Below are 16711 nucleotides of genomic sequence, written 5' to 3'. Positions count from 1 at the left end.
CGAAGTACGGAGCGAGACGCATGGCGCGCGCGAAGAACGTTCTCTGGATCATGTGCGACCAGCTTCGCTATGACTATCTCGGCTGCACCGGCCATCCCACGCTGAAGACGCCGAACATCGACGCCATGGCCAAGCGTGGCGTGCTTTTCAGCAAGGCTTACGTGCAGTCGCCGATCTGCGGCCCGTCGCGGATGTCGTTCTATACCGGGCGCTACATGCGCTCGCACGGCTCGCACTGGAACGGCTGGCCGCTGCGTGTCGGCGAGCCGACGCTCGGCGATCACCTGGGCAAGATCGGCGTGCGCAACGTGCTGGTTGGCAAGACCCATATGGCGCCCGACCTCGAGGGCATGAAGGCGCTCGGTATCCCCCCGGAATCGATCATCGGCGTGCATGTCGCCGAATGCGGCTTCGAGCCCTATGAGCGTGACGACGGCCTGCATCCGACCGGCCGGCCGCGGCCGAAATACGACGAGTATCTGCGCCAGCAGGGTTTTGAGGCCACCAATCCCTGGGAGCATTGGGCCAATTCCGGCGCGGCGGACGACGGTAGCTTGCAGAATGGGTGGCTGCTGGTGCATGCCGACAAGGCCGCGCGCGTGCCAGACGAGCACTCCGAGACGCCCTACATGACGCGGCGCGCGATGGACTTCATCAGTGAGGCCGAGACCGATGGCCGGCCGTGGTGCCTGCATCTGTCCTACATCAAGCCGCACTGGCCCTATATCGCGCCCGAGCCCTATGCGAGCATGTATTCGACTGATGACATGATCCCGGTGATCCGCTCCGAGCGTGAGCGGCAGAATCCGCATCCGGTGTTCGGCGCCTATATGGACATGCGCTACTCCCGCAACATCGCGCGCGATGATGCCCGCGAGAAGGTGATCCCGACCTATATGGGCCTGATCACCCAGATCGACGACCAGATGGGCGTGCTGATGAAGTTTCTGGACGCGCGCGGCCTCTTGGAAACAACCATGATCGTGTTCACCTCCGATCACGGCGACTATCTCGGCGATCACTGGATGGGCGAGAAGGACCTGTTCCACGAGCAGTCAGCCAAGATTCCACTGATCATCATCGATCCGTCCAGGGAAGCCGACACCACGCGCGGCACGCGCAGCGATGCGCTGGTCGAGGCGATCGATCTTGCACCGACCTTCGTCGACTATTTCGGCGGCAAGGTGCCGGGCCACATCCTCGAAGGGCGCTCGCTGCTGCCGCTGCTGCGTGGCCCGACGCCGTCAGATTGGCGCAAGGTGGCGTTCTCCGAATACGACTATGCCATGCAGGATGTGCGGCTGAAGCTGAACCAGCCAATCGAACGCTGCCGCCTGTTCATGGTGTTCGACGGCCGCTGGAAATACATCCACGCCTCCGGCTTCCGTCCGATGCTGTACGACCTCGAAACCGATCCGGACGAATATTTGGATCGCGGCGATGACCCCGAATGCACCGGCATCATCGCGCGGCTTCAGGCCGAGCTATTCGACTGGGCGCTGCATCCGAACGACCACATCACCACCCCGCGCGAGAAGATCGCGGCCTATGCGGACAACCAGCTGCAGGTGAAGGGCGGCATTTTGATCGGCATCTGGGATGAAGCCGAGCTTGCGGCGATCAAGGATGGCATCGCACAGCGCGCGAAGATGTAGAGGCGCTCTTTGCCTCTCCCCGCAAGCGGGGAGAGGGAGAAGACTCAATTCTCGATCTTGTATCCCGTCGCCTTCACGATCGGTTGCCACAAGGCGATGTTCGCTGCGAGCTCCTTCGTCAATCCTTCCGGCGTGGACCCGACCGGAATGAGCCCAATCGCGGTGAGCTTCTCCTTCACCTCGGGCTTCGCGAGCGCGGCGCTTGCGGCGGCGCCGAGCTTGCTGGCGAACTCCGGCGGGCTGCCGGCCGGAAGCCACATGCCGTACCAGGCGTCCGCGACGAGATCGATGCCGCTCTCCCTCAGCGTCGGAACGTCTGGCGCAAACGGCGATCGTTCCGCGCTCGCGACCGCGATGATCTTCACACCCTTGGCGCGATGTTGCGGCAGAGCGTCGGCCAATGTCGTGATGCCGAACGAGATGTGGCCGCCGACGATGTCGTTGAGGATGGGCGCGCTGCCGCGATAGGGCACGCGGGTCAGGGGAATGCCGAGGTCCTTCTCGAGCTTGGAGCCCATGAAATGCGGAATGGTGCCATTACTCGGCACCCCAAACGAGGTCTTGTCCGGATGCGCCTTGAGCCAGGCCACGAAGCTCTTGAAATCAGCGGCCTCGACAGTCGGGTTGATCACCAGCGCAAATTCGAACCGCGCCAGCAGCGACACCGGCATGAAGTCCTTGGCCGTGTCGAAGCTCGGTGTCGTCTCCACCATCGGCAGCAGATACATGGTCGGCCCCGTCGTCACCAGCACCATGCTGCCGTCGGGACTGCCACCCTTCACCGCCTTGATGCCGATCAGGCCGTCGCCGCCGGTGCGGTTCTCGACGACGACGGTCCGTTGCAACGCTGGCGCCATCTCCTGCGCGATCAGCCGGCACAGCGTGTCGCCGCCAGCTCCCGCTGCGAACGGGAAGATGACCTTTGTGAGCCCGGCCTGCGCTTGCGCCCCACCCGCCTGCGCCAGCAGCGGCAGCCCCAAGCATCCGGCCATGAATTTGCGGCGATCCATTCGTTTCCTCTTTCAGCCCATTTTGGTTGGCGGCAATTAGAGCCAGGCGGACGCCCGAGACAAGGCCGACATACGCCGTTTACCATGCCGGCTGCCTTGCGCCGGTCACCGTCCTGCTGCAAAAGCAGGACTCATCGGCGCCGCCGTCGCTCCGCCGTTTCCCGAGCAATTCGCATCCAGCGCCAGCACAAATACACATGGCCAGCCCCGAACTCAGTCAATTCCGCCGTATCGTCGTCAAGGTCGGCTCCGCGCTGCTGGTCGATTCCGACAGGGGCGAGGTGCGGGCGTCCTGGCTGGCTGCGCTGGCGGACGACATGGCAAAACTGCACCGCGAAGGCCGCGACGTGCTGGTGGTCTCCTCGGGCTCGATCGCGCTCGGCCGCAGCCGACTCAAATTGCCGCGCGGTCCGCTGAAGCTGGAGGAGAGCCAGGCCGCCGCCGCGGTCGGCCAGATCGCGCTGGCGCGGATTTGGTCGGAGGTGCTCGGGGCGCACGACATCGGCGCCGGCCAGATCCTGGTGACGCTCCAGGACACCGAAGAGCGCCGCCGTTACCTCAATGCGCGTTCCACCATCGGCAAGCTGCTGGAGTGGCGCGCGATTCCCGTGATCAACGAGAACGACACGGTCGCCACTAACGAGATCCGCTACGGCGACAATGACCGCCTCGCCGCGCGCGTCGCCACCATGGCGAGCGCCGACCTCCTGGTGCTGCTCTCCGACATTGACGGCCTCTACGACGCCCCACCCAAGAACAACCCGAACGCAAAGCTGATTCCGGTGGTCGAGAGCATCTCCTCGGAGATCGAGGGTGTGGCCGGAGATGCCGAGTCCGAGCTGTCGCGCGGCGGCATGCGCACGAAGGTCGAGGCAGCCAAGATCGCCACGACAGGCGGCACGCATATGCTGATCGCCTCCGGCAAGATCGAACATCCGCTGCAGGCGATCGCCGATGGCGGCCGCTGCACCTGGTTCCTGACGCCGGCCAATCCCATCACCTCGCGAAAGCGCTGGATCGCCGGCACGCTGGAGCCGAAGGGCACGCTGACCATCGATGCCGGCGCGGTGACGGCGCTGCGCGCCGGCGCCAGCCTGCTGCCGGCCGGCGTGATCAAGGTCGAGGGCCAGTTTGCCCGCGGTGATGCCGTGATCGTGCGCGGTCCCGACGCCAGCGAGGTCGGGCGTGGCCTGATCGCCTATGACGCCGAGGTCGCCGAGCGGATCAAGGGCCGCTCCTCCCCAGACGTGATGGCCATCCTCGGCATCAGCGGGCGGTCGGAGATGATCCACCGCGACGACCTCGTGGTGGGCGGGTAAGGGCCGCAGCGGCCCTTTTGCAAGAGACCGGGTAGGCCCGCGACCCAGCCCGTCGCGACCGGGGAAACCAGCCATACCCTCCCCGCCCTTCGCAGACGCGGGATTTCCGTGCTAGGACACCGCCTTAGCAGAAGGTTGACCCCATGGCCGCCCCCCTCAAAGCCGTCGACGGCAATGCCGATCTCCAGGCGCTGATGTCCGATCTCGCCGCCAAGGCCCGCGCCGCCGCGCGAGTGCTGGCGCTCGCGCCGCCGGAGCAGAAGAACCGGGCGCTGGAAGCCATGGAGCGGGCGATCCGCGGCAACGCGGCGGCGATCCTCGCCGCCAACGCCGAGGACGTCGCCGAGGCCCGCGCCTCCGGCAATGCGACCTCCGCCTTCATCGACCGGCTGACGCTGACGCCGGCACGCGTCGAAGGGATGGCCGAGGGCATCGGCATCGTGCGCGGCATTGCCGATCCGGTCGGTGTCGTCACCGAAAGCTGGCAGCGGCCCAACGGCATGACCATCGAGCGCGTGCGCGTGCCGCTCGGCGTCGTCGGCGTGATTTTCGAGAGCCGGCCGAACGTTGCGGCGGACGCCGGCGTGTTGTGCCTGAAGTCCGGCAATGCCGTGATCCTGCGTGGCGGCTCCGACAGTTTTCGTTCCTGCCGCGCCATCCATGAGTGCCTGGTGCAGGGCCTGCGCGAAGCGGACCTGCCTGAAGCCTCGATCACGCTGGTGCCGACGCGCGACCGTGCGGCGGTCGGCATGATGCTATCAGGGTTGAATGGCGCCATCGACGTGATCGTGCCGCGCGGCGGCAAGAGCCTCGTCGCGCGCGTCGAGCAGGAAGCGCGCGTGCCGGTGTTCGCACATCTCGAAGGCGTCAACCACGTCTATGTCGACGGCAGCGCCGACCTCGCCATGGCGAAGTCGATCGTGCTCAACGCCAAGATGCGCCGCACCGGTGTCTGCGGCGCCGCCGAGACGCTGCTGGTAGATCGCGCGGGAGCCGCAAAGAGCCTGAAGCCGCTGGTGGAGATGCTGATCGAGGCGGGCTGCGAAGTGCGCGGCGACGATGCCGTGCAGAAGACCGATGCGCGCGTAAAGCCTGCCAGCGAAGACGATTGGGACACCGAATATCTCGATGCGATCATCGCAGCGAAAGTGGTCGACGGCGTCGACGGCGCCATCGCGCACATCCAGAACCACGGCTCGCATCACACCGACGCCATCGTGAGCGCGGATGAGACCGCCGCAAACAAATTCCTGAGCGAGGTCGATTCCGCAATCGTGCTGCACAACGCCTCGACGCAGTTCGCCGATGGCGGCGAGTTCGGCTTCGGCGCCGAGATCGGCATCGCCACCGGCCGCTTCCATGCCCGCGGCCCTGTCGGCGCCGAACAGTTGACGAGCTTCAAATATCGCGTTCGCGGCACCGGGCAGACGCGGCCGTAAGCAACGTCGCGGGGCGGGTATTGAGCAACACATTCGTCGTGCCGCATTTCGTGGCGCAAGCGGTCCCACCCCATACGGAGGGCATGCGCATCGGCCTGCTCGGCGGTTCGTTCAACCCGCCGCATCAGGCCCATCGCGCCATCAGCCAATTCGCGCTGAAGCGATTGCAGCTCGATCGCGTCTGGTGGCTGGTGACGCCGGGAAATCCGCTCAAGGAGAACGGCGCATTGCAAGAGCTCGGCGCGCGCATGCAGGCGGCGCGCGAGGTCGCCAACGATCCCAGGATCGAGGTAAGCTGTCTCGAATCCGTCATTCGTACCCGCTATACTATCGACACGATCAACATCTTGCGCCGCCGCTTCTCTGGCTTGCGCTTTGTCTGGATTATGGGCGCCGACAACCTCGCTCAATTCCACCGTTGGCAGGACTGGCGGCGCATCGCCGCCCAGGTGCCGATGGCAGTCATCGATCGCCCCCCGCAGAGTTTTCGCGCCCTCGCCTCGCCCGCAGGCCAAGCGCTATCGCGCTACCGCCTGCCCGAGGACAAGGCAGCACTGCTTGCGGACCAGCCGGCGCCGGCCTGGGTGTTTTTGACCGGATTGAAGCTGAATCTCTCCTCGACGGGCCTGCGGAACCCGGACGGGAGCTGGAAAGGTACGAAGTGAGAAAAGGTACGGAGTGAGACGGAGTGTGTGGATTTGGGGCTCTCTGGCATATTGAAAGCCTTAACCCCACATGATGTAGTGTAACCAGTGAGCGTCGGATTCGGCGTTCGCGATACAGTGAAAGGAATGGTCCCTGGCCACATCTGTATTGTCCAAGTCTGTTTTACCCAAGGTTGCTAAGCCTACGCGTAAAACATCGACCAAAGCTGCGGCCTTGAAGGCGCAACCCGACGCCGACAAGACGCTGAGCCTCATCCTCTCCCGCCTCGAGGACATGAAGGCGGAAGAGACGGTCACCATCGACCTTCGCGGCAAATCGACGTACTCCGACTACATGATCGTCACCACCGGCCGGGTGAACCGGCACGTCGGCGCGATCGCGGACAACGTCACGAAGGGCCTCAAGGAAAACGGCATCAGGAACATCCATGTCGAGGGCTTGCCCAATTGCGACTGGGTTCTGATCGATTCCGGCGATGTGATCGTGCACGTGTTCAGACCCGAGGTCCGCGAGTTCTACAATCTCGAGCGATTGTATACGCAGGGCCCAGGGGCGGCGAAGGCGATCTAGGCTCACTGAGCCGATTTCGAATCGGCTGACGCGCATGGTAGCGTCGTGCGCGCGCCTGATGCGCGCGACCCTGAAACACGACGCTGAAGCCATCATGCGTGTTGCCATCATTGCCGTGGGCCGGCTGAAGCAGGGCCCCGAACGGGAGCTTGCCGACCGCTATTTCGAGCGGTTCGACGAGGCCGGCCGCAAGCTCGGATTCCGCGAGCTCACCGTCCACGAAATCCCGGAAAGCCGTGCGCGCGACTCCGCGACGCGGATGGCTGAAGAAGCCGCGGCGATAAGCGCGCATATTCCGGAAAAGTCGATCCTGGTGGCGCTGGACGAGCGCGGCCAGAATCTGGATTCCACCGTATTCGCACGGCATCTCGGGCGCTGGCGCGACGAGGGTGCCGGACATACTATCTTCGTGATCGGAGGGGCGGACGGACTTTCGCCCGAATTGCGCCGTAAGGCCAAGCTCGCGATCGCGTTCGGCTCTGCGACCTGGCCGCACCAAATGGTCCGCGTCATGCTTCTGGAACAGCTTTATCGGGCCGCCACCATTCTGGCCGGCCACCCCTATCACCGCGCGTGATGCGCGTCATAACGAGCACCTTTGCCGACAAGATGCGAGCGCCGCTCCTCAACCTGTTGCTGATCACTGGCCTCGCCGGCGTAAGCCTCGCGCAAGCTCAGACGGCGACGCCGCCGCAGACCGCGGCCGTCTCGCCCGATGCGATCAAGCAGCGTGAGCAGGAGCTCGAGGCCGCCCGCGCCAGGCAGAAAAGCGCCGAGGAAGCGCAGGCCAAGCTCAAGGCCGAGATCACCGCGCTCGGTCAGGACCGCACTCAGCTCAATCAGCAGCTGATCGACACCGCCGCCAATGTGCGCTCCGTCGAGACCAAGATCGACGAAGCCGAAGCCCGGCTGCGAAACCTCAACGGCCGCGAGCAACAGATGCGCGCCTCGCTCGATTCGCGCCGCGCCGACATTGTCGAAGTGCTGGCCGCCTTGCAGCGCGCCGGCAGGCGCACGCCACCGGCGCTGCTGGTGCGTCCCGAAGACGCGCTGCAATCCCTGCGCACCGCGATGCTGCTCGGTGCGGTTGTGCCGGAATTGCGCGGCCGTGCCGAGGCGATCGCCGGCGAGCTCGGCGAGCTCGTGGCGCTGCGCAAGAACATCACCAGCGAACGCGACCAGCTCGCCCTGGACCGCGACAGGGTCCGCAACGACCAGAGCCGGCTCACTGCTTTGGTCGACGAGCGGCAGCGCCAGCAGGCGGCGCGGGAAAAGGACCTCGACGCCGAGAATTCGCGCGCGATCATGCTGTCAAAGCAGGTCGGTGATCTCCAGGGCCTGATCACCAAGATGGAGCAGGATCTGCAAAGCGCCGCCAAGGCTGCTGAGAAGGCGGCCGAGGCGGCCAAGCAGGCCGAGGCGAAGGCGGCTGCCAGCGCCAATGCCGGTGCCAAGTCTGGTCCGGCCGCTTTCAAGGACCGGTCCCGGACCACGCCCGCAATTGCCTTCGCGTCGGCCAAGGGGCTCCTGCCTCTTCCGGTTAACGGTAACAAGATCAGAGACTTTGGCGGTTCCGATGGCGTCGGCGGGGTCCAGAAGGGCATTTCGCTGGCCACCAAGCCCGGCTCCCAGGTCACAACGCCGTGTGACGGCTGGGTGGTCTATGCCGGCCCCTTCCGCAGCTATGGACAACTCTTGATCCTTAACGCTGGTGGCGGGTATCATGTCCTGATCGCCGGGATGGAGCGCATTTCGGTCAACATCGGACAGTTTGTGCTCACGGGGGAGCCGGTCGCGACCATGGGGTCGACCTCTCAAGTCGCCTCCATTCTCGCCACGAACGCGAGTCAACCTGTGCTCTATGTCGAGTTCCGTAAGGACGGCACTCCAATCGATCCAGGCCCATGGTGGGCCGCAAATGAAGGCGAGAAGGTTCGCGGATGATGCGCAAGACTTCAGTAATCCTCCTCAGCGCAGCCACCGGCGCGGCGCTGACGCTGTTCGTGACCCAGCCGCGTGCAGTGTTCATGGGCTCCAGCGCGCGAGCCGCCACCGCGGACACCTATCGCCAGCTCAATCTGTTCGGCGACGTCTTCGAGCGCGTGCGCTCCGACTATGTCGAGAAGCCCGATGACACCAAGCTGATCGAATCCGCCATCAGCGGCATGCTCACCGGCCTCGATCCGCATTCGAGCTACATGGACGCCAAGAGCTTCCGCGATATGCAGGTGCAGACCCGCGGCGAGTTCGGCGGCCTCGGCATCGAGGTCACGATGGAAGACGGCCTGATCAAGGTGGTTTCGCCGATCGACGACACGCCAGCCTCGCGCGCCGGCATCATGGCCAACGACATCATCACCAATCTCGACGACGAGGCGGTGCAGGGCCTGACCCTGAACCAGGCGGTCGAGAAGATGCGCGGTCCGGTCAATACCAAGATCAAGCTCAAGATCATTCGCAAGGGCCAGGACAATCCGCTCGACGTCACGCTGGTGCGCGACAACATCCGCGTCCGCTCGGTGCGCGCGCGCGTCGAAGCCGACGACATCGCTTACATCCGCATCACCACCTTCAACGAGCAGACCACTGAAGGCCTGAAGCGTGAGGTCACCAATCTCTCGAACCAGATCGGCGACAAGCTGAAGGGCTACATCATCGACCTCCGCAACAATCCGGGCGGCCTGCTGGAGGAAGCGGTCACCGTCTCCGACTCCTTCCTGGAGAAGGGCGAGATCGTCTCGACCCGCGGCCGCAATGCCGAGGAGACCCAGCGCCGCACCGCGCATGCAGGCGACCTGACCAAGGGCAAGCCGGTCATCGTGCTGGTCAATGGCGGCTCGGCTTCGGCGTCGGAAATCGTCGCCGGCGCGCTGCAGGACCACAAGCGCGCGACCATCGTCGGCACGCGCTCGTTCGGCAAGGGCTCGGTGCAGACCATCATTCCGCTCGGAAGCGGCAATGGCGCGCTGCGGCTGACCACGGCGCGCTACTACACGCCGTCGGGCAAGTCGATCCAGGCCAAGGGCATCGTGCCCGACATCGAAGTGCTTCAGGACGTGCCGGACGAGCTGAAGTCCCGCACCGACACCAAGGGCGAAGCGTCGCTGCGCGGCCACCTCAAGAACGACGGCGACGAGAAGACCGGCTCGCAGTCCTACGTCCCGCCGGATGCCAAGGACGACAAGGCGCTCAAGCTCGCCGACGATTTGCTCCACGGCATCAAGAACAGCGCCTCGGCCGCGCCCACGCCGGGTGGCGACAAGGCCGCCGCCGACAAGCCCAAAGCGGCGAACTAGAATCGGCTTAGACGAATCTCTCGCAAAGGGCGGCTCCAGGAGGCCGCCCTTTTTGCTTGGTACTTAGGCCCGTGGCCCCGGAGGAGCGACGCTTCCTAACCTCTCCCGCTTGCGGGAGAGGTCGCGCCGAAGGTGCGGGTGAGGGCTTTCTCCTCTGGGGGGAGTCTCTCTCTGCGGAGACACCCTCTCCCCAACCCTCGCCCGCGAGCGGGAGAGGGGAGCGCACCTGCGTCAAGGGTGCAGCCGATTCGATCACGCATCCCCGGCCTATCCCGGCCTGCCGCCGCTTGATCTCGGCGTGGTATCGTCATTGCGAGTGATTCGGGATCGCGCATGACTGAAACGGCCGATGATCTGAGCGCCCCGCTCGGACAGGATAAGCCGCGCCGGAAACGCCGGCTGCGGCTGCCGTTCACGGCCATGCAGCTGCTTGCCGTCGTGCTTCTCCTGTTTCTGGTCACCTTTGCCGGCTTCGCCATCTTCAACAAGGACCCGCTCGGCGGCGAGCCGATGACGCGGATCGCAATCCGCGAGCCCAAAGCCACGGATGAAAAGCCGGTGGCCTCGGGCCATGCCGGCGAAAGCAGGCAAGAGGGCAAGCACGAGACCAAGGAGGCGCCGAAGCAGGCTGGTCCCGGTGAGCAGAAGACCGTCACCATGATCGACGGCTCCACCGGCGCACGCCATGACGTGGTGATCGGCGCGGGCGAGGCCACCGACAAGGGCGGAGCGGCTTCGGCACCGCCGCCTGTCATGGCCGGGATCGATCCAAAACTGCTGGAGAAGTCGCGCTACGGCATGATCCCGGTGGTCGCAGGCGACATGAAGCCGTTCAACGTCTACGCGGCCGATGCCGACCGCGCCAAAGCCGCCAAGATGCCGGTGGTCGCCATCGTGATCGGCGGCCTCGGCGTCGGCGCCGCCAAGACCACCGATGCGATCATGAAGCTGCCGCCGGCGGTGACGCTGGCCTTCACACCTTACGGATCCGACCCCGGCAAGCTTGCCGAGCGGGCCCGCGCCCAGCGCCACGAGATCTTCCTCCAGATCCCGATGGAGCCCTACGACTTCCCCGACAACGATCCCGGACCGCAGACGCTGCTGACCTCGCTCAGCACCGACCAGAACATGGACCGTCTGTACTGGCACCTGAGCCGGATGCAGGGTTATGCCGGCCTCACCAATTTCATGGGCGCCCGCTTCATCGCGACCGAGCCGGCCATGCAGCCGATCATCCGCGAGGCGGCCAAGCGCGGGCTCGGCTTCTTCGACGACGGCTCCTCGCCGCGCAGCATCGCGCCCCAGGCCGCGGCCAACCAGGCGATGCCGTTCGGCAAGGGCGACATCGCGATCGACGTGGTGCCGACCCCGACCGAGATCGACCGCGCCCTGAACAAGCTCGAAGCGACGGCGCGCGAGCGCGGCATCGCCGTCGGCACCGCCTCGGCCCTGCCGGTCTCGATCGAGCGCATCGGTGCCTGGACCAAGACTTTGGGCGACCGGGGTATCCTTTTGGTGCCATTGACAACTGCGATGCTGAAATCAAAATCCAGCTAAATCAACGAATTGGTACGGCACGGGTCCCCCGCGGGGCCACTTCAGGCCCTACCGACAACAGTATGTGAGGGGGTCTGGCGGAATGGCGCGTTACGAGGATCTGCCCTACCGGACCTGCGTCGGGGTGATGCTGATCAACACGAAGGGACTGGTGTTCATCGGTCGCCGCGCCGGCGGCATCGAGCATGTCGACGACGCCCATATCTGGCAGATGCCGCAGGGCGGCGTCGATCCCGGCGAGGACACTTGGGAGGCCGCCAAGCGCGAGCTCTATGAAGAGACCAGCGTGCGCTCGGTCGAGCGCCTCGGCGAGGTTCCGGACTGGCTCATTTACGACATCCCACGCACGGTCGCCGGACGCGCCTGGAAGGGCCGCTACCGCGGCCAGCGCCAAAAATGGTTCGCGGTGCGCTTCACCGGCAAGGACAGCGAGATCAATGTCGAAAAGCCTGGCGGCGGCGGCCACAAGGCCGAGTTCGTGAGCTGGCGCTGGGAGCCGATGAAGAATCTCCCCGGATTGATCATCCCGTTCAAGCGCCCGGTCTATGAGCGCGTGGTGAAGGAATTTTCCGCGCTGGCGGATCAGTAAATCAAATTGTCTCGCCGGGTTCGATGCTAAAGGCACCGCCGGAGTGACAACGAAAGATCCACGCGTGACCAATGAAAAACCCTACCGCCCCAACGTGGGAATCGCCCTGTTCAATGCCGACGGCCGTGTGCTGATCGGCCACCGCTTCAAGGGCGACGGGCCCGAGATCATCCTGCCGGGCCTTGACTGGCAGATGCCGCAGGGCGGCGTCGACGAAGGCGAGAATCTGCGCGATGCCGCGATGCGCGAGCTCTGGGAGGAGACCAACGTGGTCAGCGCCGACTATCTCGGCGAGACCGACTGGTTCACCTATGAATTCCCGCCTTACGACGGACCGCAGACGCATCGGCTGGCGAAATTCCGCGGCCAGCGTCAAAAATGGTTCGCGCTGCGCTTCACCGGCCGCGACGAGGAGATCGATCCGCTGACGCCGCGCAACGGCCAGCCGGCGGAGTTCGACGCCTGGCGCTGGGAGCGCCTCGACCGTGTCGCCGATCTCGTGGTGCCGTTCCGACGCGACGTTTATCGCGCCGTGGCAGCGCAGTTCGCGACGTTCGGAAACTAAAACTACGAAATCAACCCCATGCACAGTAGCGATGTGCTTGATATGTGGAGAGAATAATCTGCGGCGGGGTGCGATCGGCGGAGCCCACGAACGCCAACCTCTCCCGCTTGCGGGAGAGGTTGGATCGCGAAGGCGATCCGGGTGAGGGCTTTCTCCTCTTAGGGATTGTCTCTTTGCGGATGCACCCTCTCCCCAGCCCTCCCCCGCAAGCGGGGGAGGGGGCGCATCTCGCTCGCGGGTAGCAATCGGACCTAAGCACAAGAGGCTCTAATTGATCGGCCCCACCCTGAACGGGCCGATGGCGATGACGTGGCAATCGCTATCGCGCTTGGCGCAGTCGGCGAGCGCGGAATTGACGGCGGTCTGCTCGTCGGCGGCCCTGAGGCCGAGACCCGGGCGGCCGGCGGTGCCGACCGCGACTGCATTCCAGCCCATGGCGTCCGTGAGCTTGTGCATGACCTCGCCGCGCGCATCCGCCATGATCGAGGCATTGGAGGCGGCGTTGAAGAAGCCGGTGATCCTGAACAAGGTCGGGATCGGCACCACGAAATTGTCGTCGACCGCGACGACGAGGCAGGCAACGCCGGCGATGGCGCCACACGATTCCAGGGAACGTCGTGCCGCGTCGTCGGCCGATGCGGCGCCCAGCACCATGAAATATTGGCCACCCGGCCCGAGCGCGACCGAGCGGGATTTCGCTGCCGGTACGAACATGTTCTCGAGCCGGACTTTCTGGGGATCGCGCACCATCGGAAAGTCCTTCGACACGAACGGCCGCTCGGTCATGGCATCGTGCCGCACGAAGGGCTGCGGCGGCATCGGCGGCCTGCCGTGGGTGTACACAACGGTATTGCCGACCGCGTAGAGCTCGCAGCGCCGCGGCGATTGCGCGGCGTCGGCGCGCTTCTGGCACTGCTCGACCGCCATGTTGCGCGCGGCCTCTTCGTTCGGCTGGTTCAACGCCGAGCCGGTGAAGCCGCCGACATTGAGCGCGAAGGCCTTGTAGTCGGCGGCAGCGGAATAATCGCCCGCAAGATAATTGCGGACGCGCTCGTTGATGAAGGGCACGCTCTCGGCAGAAAATTTGCCTGATATCGGCGAAGCCGATCGTGACGGTGCCGGCATCGGCGCCATCGCGGCGTCGGCATTCGGCGGCGTCATCAGTGTCTTCGCCATTTGAGTCGGCATCAGGCTGGTCGCCGCCGCATTTGCAGTCGGAGCTGCACCGGACATCGCGGCCGGCGGCGCTGCGATGCTCGCCGTCTGCTTGAGCTTGGTGTTGTAGAGAAAGCCGCTGACGCCGATGGCGACGATCGAGACGACGGCGACCACCAGCGGCCACATCCATACCGGCGCGGCGGCCAGCTTGGAGGCCGGCTTCTTCAGCTGCGGTTTCGCATAGGATCCGTCCTCGCGCCGCATCGCCACCATGTAGGCGTGCACCGGCGTCGGGATGTTCTTGACCTCCTGGGCACCGATATCGGCGAACTGGACCGACAGCTTGTTGGCGACCTGCTCGTGCACGGCGCGGGAGACGCAGATGCCGCCGACCTCGGCGAGGCCTTCCAGCCGCGCCGCGATGTTGACGCCGTCACCCAAGAGATCGCCGTCGCGCTCGACCACGTCGCCGATGGTGATGCCGATGCGGAACGACATCTGCCGGCTCGGCGGATAGGCCATGTTGCGGGTCCGCAACGATTCCTGGATGTCGATGGCGCAGCGCACCGCGTCGACCGCGCTGGGAAATTCCGCGAGCACGGCATCGCCCGCCGTGTTGAAGATGCGCCCGCCCGACCTGGCGATGAAATCGTCGACGACCTCGCGATAGGAGGCGAGACGCCGCAGCGTCTCCTCCTCGTCTTCCGCGACCAGTCTCGAGTAGCCGGCAATATCGGCTGCGAAAATCGCTGCGATCTTGCGTTTCATCTGCCCAGCCCCGGAACAAATTCGCGACTGCAGAATGCCGTTATCGGCGACGCGGTGCAACAAAGTTTCAGCGCCCGCCACGGGTGTGACGAGCGCTGAACTTGTTCAGGAAATTTGAGCTTGAGCCCCGGAGCGGTGCCCCGGGGCTTAGTGCATAGCCGTGGTGCCGATCACGTTCTGGATGCTCTTGTAATGGTCGAGCCGCTCGATGGCGTGATCAAGCTCAGAGCCTTCCTTCTCGGCAAGCTTTGCTTCCATTTCGGCAATCGTCTCGGCGAACTGCGCGCGATCGATCTCCTGGATCGAGGTGGCAACGTCAGCGAGCACCGTGAGACGGTTCTCCGAAACTTCGGCGAGGCCGCCGAGCACGATCATCTTCTGATGCGTGCCGCCGGTGGTGATGGTGAGGATGCCGGGACGAACCGCAGCCACCACCGGCGCGTGTCCGGCGAGCACGCCGAAATCACCCTCGGCGCCGGGAATATCGACCTGATCGACCTCGCCGGAGAAGGCGAGCTTTTCGGGAGAGACGAGATCGAAGTGGAAGGTGGCCATGAAGAACCTGCGAATGGTGAGTAGCGAATAGCGGGTGGCGAACTGGGAGCAGCGGACTATTCGCTACTCCCCATTCGCCATTCGCTTCTTAAGCTGCTTCAGCGGCCAGCTTCTTGCCCTTCTCGACGGCTTCTTCGATGGTGCCGACCATGTAGAAGGCAGCTTCCGGCAGGTGGTCATACTTGCCTTCGCAGAGGCCGCGGAAGCCCTTGATGGTGTCCGCGAGCTCGACGAACTTGCCGGGCGATCCCGTGAAGACTTCGGCGACGTGGAACGGCTGCGACAGGAAGCGCTCGATCTTGCGGGCGCGCGCCACCGTCAGCTTGTCCTCTTCCGACAGCTCGTCCATGCCGAGAATGGCGATGATGTCCTGCAGCGACTTGTAGCGCTGGAGCACCTGCTGGACCATGCGGGCGGTCTGGTAGTGCTCTTCGCCGACGACGAGCGGCGAGAGCATGCGCGAGGTCGAGTCAAGCGGGTCCACCGCGGGGTAGATGCCCTTTTCCGAGATCGCGCGCGACAGCACGGTCGTGGCGTCCAAGTGCGCGAACGAGGTCGCGGGCGCCGGGTCGGTCAAGTCGTCGGCCGGCACGTAGATGGCCTGCACCGAGGTGATCGAGCCCTTCTGCGTGGTGGTGATGCGCTCCTGCAGCGCGCCCATGTCGGTGGCGAGCGTCGGCTGATAACCCACCGCCGAAGGAATACGACCGAGCAGCGCCGACACTTCGGAACCGGCTTGGGTGAAGCGGAAGATGTTGTCGACGAAGAACAGCACGTCCTGGCCCTGGTCGCGGAAGTGCTCGGCGACGGTCAGACCGGTGAGGCCGACGCGGGCGCGGGCGCCCGGCGGCTCGTTCATCTGGCCGAACACCAGCGCGCACTTCGACTTGACGCTCGGATCCGGATTATGCGGATCGGCGTTGACCTTGGACTCGATGAACTCGTGATAGAGGTCGTTGCCCTCGCGGGTACGCTCGCCGACGCCGGCGAACACCGAGTAACCACCGTGCGCCTTGGCGACGTTGTTGATCAGTTCCTGAATCAGCACGGTCTTGCCGACGCCGGCGCCGCCGAACAGGCCGATCTTGCCGCCCTTGGCGTAGGGCGCGAGCAGGTCGACGACCTTGATGCCGGTGACGAGAATTTCAGCTTCGGTCGACTGGTCGGTATAGGTCGGCGCTTCCTGGTGGATGGCGCGAGTGCCCTCCGACTTGATCGGGCCGGCCTCGTCGATCGGCTCGCCGATGACGTTCATGATGCGGCCCAGCGTACCGTCACCCACGGGCACCGAGATTGGCTGACCGGTGTCGGTCACTTCCTGGCCGCGCACCAGACCTTCGGTGGCGTCCATCGCAATCGTGCGGACGGTCGATTCGCCGAGGTGCTGGGCGACTTCGAGCACCAGGCGGTTGTTGCCGTTCTTGGTCTCCAGCGAGTTGAGAATGGCCGGCAGGTGGCCTTCGAACTGCACGTCGACGACGGCGCCCATGACCTGGGTGACGCGACCGATCTGGGTGGCTGCTGTAGCCATTTACTGTCTCCTTCGATCCGAATTTCGTGTCCG

15 protein-coding genes are annotated in these 16711 nt (G+C 65.0%); 11 read left to right on the top strand and 4 right to left on the bottom strand.

Going from position 1 to position 16711, the window contains the following annotated elements; all coding sequences use genetic code 11:
- The first annotated feature begins 20 nt into the window (after window positions 1-20).
- Window positions 21-1655: an alkaline phosphatase family protein gene (locus tag XH85_RS03005; protein WP_128930676.1), complete on the top strand. Its 1635-nt coding sequence runs from the start codon at window positions 21-23 to the stop codon at window positions 1653-1655.
- A 44-nt stretch (window positions 1656-1699) separates the two neighbouring features.
- On the opposite strand, the gene XH85_RS03000 is transcribed toward XH85_RS03005, so the two are convergent.
- On the bottom strand, window positions 1700-2665 hold the full coding sequence (locus XH85_RS03000; protein WP_128930675.1) for a Bug family tripartite tricarboxylate transporter substrate binding protein: 966 nt from the start codon (window positions 2663-2665) through the stop codon (window positions 1700-1702).
- Between the two features lie 197 nt (window positions 2666-2862).
- Between XH85_RS03000 and proB the strand changes: the two genes are divergently transcribed.
- From proB to XH85_RS02950, 10 genes are all read left to right on the top strand, one after another.
- A complete protein-coding gene (gene proB / locus XH85_RS02995; protein WP_091893138.1) occupies window positions 2863-3984 on the top strand; it encodes a glutamate 5-kinase in 1122 nt (373 codons plus the stop codon).
- 143 nt (window positions 3985-4127) lie between these two features.
- Window positions 4128-5423: a glutamate-5-semialdehyde dehydrogenase gene (locus tag XH85_RS02990; RefSeq protein WP_128930674.1), complete on the top strand. Its 1296-nt coding sequence runs from the start codon at window positions 4128-4130 to the stop codon at window positions 5421-5423.
- Between the two features lie 20 nt (window positions 5424-5443).
- The gene (locus XH85_RS02985) at window positions 5444-6088 is read left to right on the top strand and encodes a nicotinate-nucleotide adenylyltransferase (RefSeq protein ID WP_164940256.1); all 645 of its coding nucleotides are present in this window, start codon (window positions 5444-5446) and stop codon (window positions 6086-6088) included.
- Window positions 6089-6302: 214 nt separating this feature from the next.
- Window positions 6303-6659 (top strand): ribosome silencing factor, encoded by a 357-nt coding sequence (gene rsfS / locus XH85_RS02980; RefSeq protein ID WP_091893134.1) that lies wholly within the window; start codon window positions 6303-6305, stop codon window positions 6657-6659.
- Window positions 6660-6753: 94 nt separating this feature from the next.
- The gene (rlmH, locus tag XH85_RS02975) at window positions 6754-7236 is read left to right on the top strand and encodes a 23S rRNA (pseudouridine(1915)-N(3))-methyltransferase RlmH (protein WP_128930673.1); all 483 of its coding nucleotides are present in this window, start codon (window positions 6754-6756) and stop codon (window positions 7234-7236) included.
- 32 nt (window positions 7237-7268) lie between these two features.
- On the top strand, window positions 7269-8603 hold the full coding sequence (locus XH85_RS02970) for a murein hydrolase activator EnvC family protein (protein WP_128937073.1): 1335 nt from the start codon (window positions 7269-7271) through the stop codon (window positions 8601-8603).
- The gene (locus XH85_RS02965) at window positions 8600-9955 is read left to right on the top strand and encodes a S41 family peptidase (RefSeq protein WP_128930672.1); all 1356 of its coding nucleotides are present in this window, start codon (window positions 8600-8602) and stop codon (window positions 9953-9955) included. The genes XH85_RS02970 and XH85_RS02965 overlap by 4 nt, the downstream gene beginning before the upstream one ends.
- 333 nt (window positions 9956-10288) lie before the next feature.
- Window positions 10289-11512 (top strand): divergent polysaccharide deacetylase family protein, encoded by a 1224-nt coding sequence (locus XH85_RS02960; protein WP_128930671.1) that lies wholly within the window; start codon window positions 10289-10291, stop codon window positions 11510-11512.
- An 82-nt stretch (window positions 11513-11594) separates the two neighbouring features.
- On the top strand, window positions 11595-12101 hold the full coding sequence (locus XH85_RS02955) for an RNA pyrophosphohydrolase (protein WP_128930670.1): 507 nt from the start codon (window positions 11595-11597) through the stop codon (window positions 12099-12101).
- Window positions 12102-12165: 64 nt separating this feature from the next.
- Window positions 12166-12666 (top strand): RNA pyrophosphohydrolase, encoded by a 501-nt coding sequence (locus tag XH85_RS02950; protein WP_128930669.1) that lies wholly within the window; start codon window positions 12166-12168, stop codon window positions 12664-12666.
- 267 nt (window positions 12667-12933) lie between these two features.
- Here the strand turns inward: XH85_RS02950 and XH85_RS02945 are convergent, their stop codons facing one another.
- The 3 genes from XH85_RS02945 to atpD form a co-directional block, all read right to left on the bottom strand.
- Window positions 12934-14592: an adenylate/guanylate cyclase domain-containing protein gene (locus tag XH85_RS02945; RefSeq protein ID WP_128930668.1), complete on the bottom strand. Its 1659-nt coding sequence runs from the start codon at window positions 14590-14592 to the stop codon at window positions 12934-12936.
- 147 nt (window positions 14593-14739) lie between these two features.
- A complete protein-coding gene (locus XH85_RS02940) occupies window positions 14740-15147 on the bottom strand; it encodes a F0F1 ATP synthase subunit epsilon (RefSeq protein ID WP_128930667.1) in 408 nt (135 codons plus the stop codon).
- Between the two features lie 88 nt (window positions 15148-15235).
- Window positions 15236-16678: a F0F1 ATP synthase subunit beta gene (gene atpD, locus XH85_RS02935; RefSeq protein WP_128930666.1), complete on the bottom strand. Its 1443-nt coding sequence runs from the start codon at window positions 16676-16678 to the stop codon at window positions 15236-15238.
- Between the last annotated feature and the right edge of the window lie 33 nt (window positions 16679-16711).

Source organism: Bradyrhizobium zhanjiangense (genome assembly GCF_004114935.1).
In the GTDB taxonomy this organism is placed as follows: domain Bacteria; phylum Pseudomonadota; class Alphaproteobacteria; order Rhizobiales; family Xanthobacteraceae; genus Bradyrhizobium; species Bradyrhizobium zhanjiangense.
The sequence above is the reverse complement of the archived record's forward strand: the minus strand, read 5'-3'. Positions and strand labels throughout refer to the sequence as shown.